Here is a 6,838-nt window from a genome sequence, read left to right on the forward strand (position 1 = left end):
AATCATTGCGGCTCGACGCCTCGGCCCGCCGGGGCGTTTTCGTTTTCCGGATACGTGTTTTCGGATGGAGAGTGGCCATGCACATCCAGATTCTCGGCTCCGCCGCCGGTGGCGGGTTCCCCCAATGGAACTGCAACTGCGTCAATTGCAGGGGCTACCGCGATGGCACCCTGCGCGCGACGGCGCGCACCCAGTCGTCGATCGCCCTGTCCGATGACGGTGAGCACTGGATCCTGTGCAACGCCTCGCCAGATATCCACGCTCAGCTGCAGGCCTTCGCACCGATGCAGCCGGCTCGCGCCCTGCGGGACACTGGCATCGCCGCCATCGTCCTACTCGACAGCCAGATCGACCACACCACCGGCCTGCTCAGCCTGCGCGAAGGCTGCCCGCACCCCGTTTGGTGTACCGACATGGTCCATCAGGACCTGACCACTGGCTTCCCGCTGTTCAACATTCTCAGCCACTGGAACGGTGGCCTCACATGGAACCGCATCGAGCTCGAAGGCAGCTTCGTCATCGACGCCTGCCCGAATCTGCGGTTCACACCCGTCCCGCTGCGCAGTGCCGCGCCGCCGTACTCGCCGCACCGCCTCGACCCGCACCCGGGCGACAACCTCGGCCTGCTGGTGGAGGACACCCGCACCGGCGGCAAACTGTTCTACGCGCCGGGCCTGGGCCAGATCGACGACAAGCTGCTGCAGCTGATGCACGGCGCCGACTGCCTTCTCGTCGATGGCACCCTCTGGGACGATGATGAAATGCAGCGCCGTGGTGTCGGCACCCGGACCGGCCGCGAGATGGGTCATCTGGCGCAGCACGGCCCGGGTGGCATGCTCGAGGTGCTGGACGGCTTCCCACGTCAGCGCAAGGTGCTCATCCACATCAACAACACCAACCCGATCCTCGATGAAGACTCGTCGGAGCGGGCGGAATTGGTCCGCCGCGGGGTGGAAGTCGCCTACGACGGCATGAGCATCGAATTGTGAGTGGGTTCCTGTGGGAGCGGGCCTCGCCATTGCAGGAGTCCGCTGAATGAGCGCCGCAACGCCGATGTCCCTTGCCGAGTTCGAGCACGCCCTGTGCGCCAAGGGCGCCTATTACCACATCCGTCACCCCTACCACGTGGCGATGTACGAAGGCCGCGCCACCCGTGAGCAGATCCAGGGCTGGGTGGCCAACCGCTTCTACTACCAGGTGAATATCCCGATGAAGGATGCGGCGATCCTGGCCAACTGCCCGGACCGCGAAGTGCGCCGCGAGTGGACCCAGCGTCTGCTCGATCACGACGGCGCCTCGGACGAGGAGGGTGGCATCGAGGCCTGGCTGCGCCTGGCTGAGGCGGTGGGGCTTGAGCGTGAGCAGGTGCTGTCCCAGGAACTGGTGCTGCCCGGTGTGCGTTTCGCCGTGGATGCCTACGTCAACTTCGCCCGTCGCGCGACCTGGCAGGAAGCGGCCAGCAGCTCGCTGACCGAGCTGTTCGCCCCGCAGATCCATCAGTCGCGCCTGGACAGCTGGCCGCAGCACTACCCCTGGATCGACCCGTCCGGCTACGCGTACTTCCGCACCCGCCTGGGCCAGGCCCGGCGCGACGTGGAGCATGGCCTGGCGATCACCTTGCAGCACTACACCACCCGCGAAGGGCAGTCACGCATGCTGGAAATCCTGCAGTTCAAGCTGGATATCCTGTGGAGCATGCTGGACGCCATGAGCATGGCCTATGAACTGAACCGCCCGCCTTATCACAGCGTCACAAGCGAGCGCGTCTGGCACAAGGGGATCGCCCTATGAGTTTCGACCGTCAAAAAGTTCCCGCCTGGCGCACCGGCTATCGCTTCCAGTACGAACGGGCGCAGAAGGGGCACGTGCTGCTGTACCCCGAAGGGATGATCAAGCTCAACCGCAGCGCCGGCCTGATTGGTGGACTGATCGATGGGCAGCGCACTGTCGCGGCGATCGTCCATGAACTGGAGCAGGAGTTCCCCGGTGTATCCGAGGTCGCCGACGACATCGAGCAGTTCATGGAGGTGGCCCGTGCCGAACACTGGATCACCCTCGCCTGAGGTGCCGGTCGGCCTGCCGCTATGGCTGCTGGCCGAACTCACCTATCGCTGCCCGTTGCAGTGCCCGTACTGCTCCAATCCACTGGACTTCGCCGAGCAGGGTAAGGAACTGAGCACCGAACAGTGGTTCAAGGTGATGGCCGAAGCCCGTGAGATGGGCGCCGCGCAGATCGGCTTCTCCGGCGGCGAGCCGTTGGTGCGGCAGGACCTGGCCAAGCTGATCGGCGAAGCCCGGCGCCTGGGTTACTACACCAACCTGATCACTTCCGGCATCGGCCTCACCGAGCAGAAGATCGCTGCGTTCAAACAAGCCGGGCTGGACCATATCCAGATCAGCTTCCAGGCCAGCGACGAGCAGGTGAACAACCTGCTGGCCGGCTCGAAGAAAGCCTTCGCGCAGAAGCTGGAGATGGCCCGGACGGTAAAGGCCCACGGCTACCCGATGGTGCTGAACTTCGTCACCCACCGGCACAACATCGACAAGATCGACCACATCATCGAGCTGTGCATTGCCCTGGAAGCCGACTTCGTCGAGCTCGCCACCTGCCAGTTCTACGGCTGGGCCGAACTGAACCGCGCCGGGCTGCTGCCGACCCGTGCCCAGCTGGAGCGAGCCGAGCACATCACCAACGAGTACCGGGCCAGGCTCAAGGACGACGGCAACCCGTGCAAACTGATCTTCGTTACCCCGGATTATTACGAAGAACGCCCCAAGGCCTGCATGAACGGCTGGGGCAGCCTGTTCCTGACCATCACCCCCGACGGCACCGCGCTGCCCTGCCACAGCGCGCGTCAGCTGCCGGTGCAGTTCCCCAACGTGCGCGACCACGACCTGCGGCACATTTGGTACGACTCGTTCGGCTTCAACCGCTTCCGCGGCTACGACTGGATGCCCGAGCCATGTCGTTCGTGTGACGAAAAAGAGAAAGACTTCGGAGGATGCCGATGCCAAGCCTTCATGCTCACCGGAGATGCCAGCAAGACCGACCCGGTTTGTGGCAAGTCACAGGATCACAGCTTGATCATTAATGCTCGTCGAGAAGCGGAACAAGTGTCATCGGCAATCGGCGACTTGATCTCGCGTAACGCGCAGACTTCACGTCTGATTTGCAAAGCCTGAATGTTCTATCTGTATTTCTAATATTGGATATAACACGACTTCCAAGCGCACACTAATTACTATCAAGGTGTGGTTGGCGCTTTTGCGGTATTCCAAAAATAGCTTTCTTTGAAGTCGAGCGACGAAGCCTTGTTTAATCATGGCTCTTGCATCGAGGGTTCGATCTATTGCTGGTCTTTGGGGGTGGATATTTAATGAGTTTTGGAGGTAGAGGCTGAACTCCTGATTGAAGCGGCTGGTGTAATGACAATAACAATACTCGCGAGGTGCCAAGTGTCTAGTTGGCAGCTCCGGACTTCATCGTTTCTAAGTTTGGCAAAAAAATGAAAAATACAAGAAATCTGATTGCCGCGAGCGCTATTGCTTCGTGCGTTGTATGGGCGGCATATGCAAGTGCGGCCGAACCAATTCGCCATGAGGATTGGGTGCTTGAACCATCATTAATGGTGACTCTTGGTTATATCAATGGCAAGAATCAAGACTTCGGTAGCTCCTCCAGTATCATTGGTACAAAGATTGATCGAAGTTCAACGCGTTTCGAAGGTATGGCTCTACCGGGTTTGAAATTGACCCATGAAACAGAAGGTTTCGGTGATTTCTACGGCGCGGGTTCGGTCATGGGCGCGTTCAGTCATGGCGATACCGACGCTGTAGGGCTTGCGCGCGGTAATCCGCGGAGAGCTGCGGTGGAGGAACTGTACGTCGGGTGGAAAAGTGCCGGTCTGTTTCCGCAGCTCGGACAGGACGCTCTCAAGCTGAGCGCCGGAAGACAGGCCTTCTATATCGGTGATGGTTTCCTGATCGGTGACGGCCACCTTGACCAAGGTCGTGACGGCGCAGGATTAATGGGCCTGCGCCTGGCGTTCGATCGAGCCGTAGTTGCCCAACTGGATCACGAAAATCTGCATGTGGACATGTTCGATCTACTCGGTAACTACGACATTGACGCCTTGGACTACCGCGACCGGCTCGGCATGCGAGGCGTCAACATCGAGTGGCGAGGTGAGGAAAATTTGCTCGGCTTGACTCGCTTGCGGACGCGTGATGCGGACGTTGAACAGCGAGATGATCTGGATGTGAGCATGGTGAGACTGAACTTCGCCAATGTAGTCGGCGTCCCTGATCTGGATATCAATGCGGGCTATGTCGACCAGAAAAAGAGTGGTAACGAGCATGCCTGGTACGCGGGTATCGAGTACACCTTCTCAGATAAGCCTTGGCGCCCAAGCCTGAAATACATGCACTCGGAGTTCAGTCCTGGATACGATCTGCTGGCATATGGTTGCATGGATACGTTCGGTAGTTGGTACCAAGGCAAGATTACCGACAACATATGGTTCTTCAAGAATTCCCGCGTAAATATGTACAAGGTCTCTGTACAGCCAACAGACACATTAAAGGCTGGGTTGATGTTCTATGACACTCGTCTGTATGACAAGCGTGGAGTAAGTGCGTACAGCGATTTTTCATCGGATATCAATCTCTACGCGGAGTGGCAGGCAACCGAACGTCTCTCGGCGTACTTCTTGGGAGGGTACGCGCGGCCGGGTAAAGCTGCCGAAGAGATTTTGGGGTCCAATGACGATAGCGTGCTGCTCGCCGCTGCACTTACTTGGTATTACTGAAAAGCAATTTCAGACAATTTCAATTCGGTGTGCCACGAGCGGATAAGCTAGTAGGGAAAATTTGAGTCTCTGTACCTCTAGCCTCTTCCAGATGAACGCGTTTTGTAAATGGCGCTGCCTAAGTGCAAAACCCTTTTCGAAACGGCTTTATCCGTCTCGTAATTTCAATGAGTCAGGAACTTCTACGGCCATCCGATGAGCGCCGTTGGAGAGCGATCATGTTGTATGAGTGAATGATATGTCTGAATACAAAGCCCCCCTGCGCGATATGCGCTTCGTCCTCAATGAAGTCTTCGAGGTCGCCAAGCTCTGGGCTGAGCTGCCTGCCCTGGCCGAAGTGGTCGACGCCGATACCGCCTCCGCCATCCTGGAAGAAGCTGGCAAGGTCACCGGTGGCGTGATCGCCCCGCTGAACCGTAGCGGCGACGAAGAAGGCTGCCAGTGGAAAGATGGCGCCGTGAGCACCCCGGCCGGTTTCCCTGCGGCCTACCAGACCTATGCCGAAGGTGGCTGGGTCGGCGTGGGCGGCGACCCCGTCTTCGGCGGCATGGGCATGCCCAAGGTCATCTCCGCCCAGGTGGAAGAAATGGTCAACGCGGCCAACCTTTCCTTCGGCCTGTACCCGATGCTGACCGCCGGCGCCTGCCTGTCGATCAACGCCCACGCCAGCGAAGAGCTGAAGGAAAAGTACCTGCCGAACATGTACGCAGGTGTCTGGTCCGGCTCCATGTGCCTGACCGAACCGCACGCCGGTACCGACCTCGGCATCATCCGCACCAAGGCCGAACCCCAGGCCGACGGCAGCTACAAGATCACCGGCACCAAGATCTTCATCACCGGTGGCGAGCACGACCTGACCGAGAACATCATCCACCTGGTACTGGCCAAGCTGCCCGACGCCCCGGCTGGTCCGAAAGGCATCTCCCTGTTCCTCGTGCCCAAGGTGATGGTTAACGCCGACGGCTCCCTGGGCGAGCAGAACGCCGTGTCCTGCGGCTCCATCGAACACAAGATGGGCATCAAGGGTTCGGCCACCTGCGTGATGAACTTCGACGGCGCCACCGGCTACATCGTCGACGCCCCGAACAAGGGCCTGGCCGCCATGTTCACCATGATGAACTACGAGCGTCTGGGCGTGGGTATCCAGGGCCTGGCGTCCGGCGAGCGTTCCTACCAGAGCGCCGTGGAATACGCCCGCGAGCGCATCCAGAGCCGTTCGCCGACCGGCCCGGTTGCCAAGGAAAAGGCCGCTGACCCGATCATCGTGCACCCCGATGTACGCCGCATGCTGCTGACCATGAAGGCAGCCAACGAAGGCGGCCGCGCCTTCTCCAGCTACGTCGCCATGCAGCTCGACACCGCCAAGTTCAGCGAAGACCCCGTCGTGCGTAAGCGCGCGGAAGAAATGGTCGCGCTGCTGACCCCGGTGGCCAAGGCGTTCCTCACCGACCTCGGTCTGGAAACCACCGTCCACGGCCAGCAGGTCTTCGGCGGCCACGGCTTCATCCGTGAGTGGGGCCAGGAGCAACTGGTGCGTGACGTGCGCATCACCCAGATCTACGAAGGCACCAACGGCATCCAGGCCCTCGACCTGGTGGGCCGCAAGGTCGTCGGCAGCGGCGGCGCGTTCTACAAGCAGTTCGCCGACGAGATCAACGCATTCGCCAACAGCGCTTCCGCTGAGCTCGCCGAGTTCACCGAGCCGCTGAAAGCCGCTGTCGCCAACCTCGACGAGCTGACTGCCTGGGTCTTGGACCGCGCGAAGAACAACCCGAACGAAATCGGTGCCGCTTCGGTGGAGTACCTCCATGTGTTCGGCTACACCGCCTACGCCTACATGTGGGCATTGATGGCTCGGGCCGCGATCGGTCGTGCTGCCCTGGGCAAGGAAGGTCAGGACGACTTCTACGCCAGCAAGCTCGGCACCGCGCGCTTCTACTTCGCCCGCCTGCTGCCGCGCATCCACTCCCTGACCGCCTCGGTGAAGGCCGGCAGCGAGTCGCTCTACCTGCTGGACGCCGAGCAGTTCT

At 60.4% G+C, this 6,838-nt stretch carries 6 protein-coding genes; all 6 read left to right on the top strand.

Annotated features, from left to right (window positions below; translation table 11 throughout):
• The first annotated feature begins 77 nt into the window (after nt 1–77).
• Nucleotides 78–989 (top strand): pyrroloquinoline quinone biosynthesis protein PqqB, encoded by a 912-nt coding sequence (gene pqqB / locus E8E95_RS11685; protein ID WP_280350198.1) that lies wholly within the window; start codon nt 78–80, stop codon nt 987–989.
• 46 nt (nt 990–1,035) lie between these two features.
• Nucleotides 1,036–1,791, top strand: a complete 756-nt coding sequence (gene pqqC, locus E8E95_RS11690) for a pyrroloquinoline-quinone synthase PqqC (protein WP_280350200.1) — start codon at nt 1,036–1,038, stop codon at nt 1,789–1,791.
• On the top strand, nt 1,788–2,063 hold the full coding sequence (gene pqqD, locus E8E95_RS11695; RefSeq protein WP_280350203.1) for a pyrroloquinoline quinone biosynthesis peptide chaperone PqqD: 276 nt from the start codon (nt 1,788–1,790) through the stop codon (nt 2,061–2,063). The genes pqqC and pqqD overlap by 4 nt, the downstream gene beginning before the upstream one ends.
• Nucleotides 2,035–3,183: a pyrroloquinoline quinone biosynthesis protein PqqE gene (gene pqqE, locus E8E95_RS11700; RefSeq protein ID WP_280350205.1), complete on the top strand. Its 1,149-nt coding sequence runs from the start codon at nt 2,035–2,037 to the stop codon at nt 3,181–3,183. The genes pqqD and pqqE overlap by 29 nt, the downstream gene beginning before the upstream one ends.
• A gap of 281 nt (nt 3,184–3,464) precedes the next feature.
• Nucleotides 3,465–4,808, top strand: a complete 1,344-nt coding sequence (locus E8E95_RS11705) for a hypothetical protein (RefSeq protein WP_280350208.1) — start codon at nt 3,465–3,467, stop codon at nt 4,806–4,808.
• A gap of 238 nt (nt 4,809–5,046) precedes the next feature.
• On the top strand, nt 5,047–6,838 hold a 1,792-nt coding region (locus E8E95_RS11710; protein WP_280350211.1), incomplete at its 3' end, for an acyl-CoA dehydrogenase C-terminal domain-containing protein.

This window comes from Pseudomonas sp. BN414 (assembly GCF_029871275.1).
Lineage (GTDB): Bacteria > Pseudomonadota > Gammaproteobacteria > Pseudomonadales > Pseudomonadaceae > Metapseudomonas > Metapseudomonas resinovorans_C.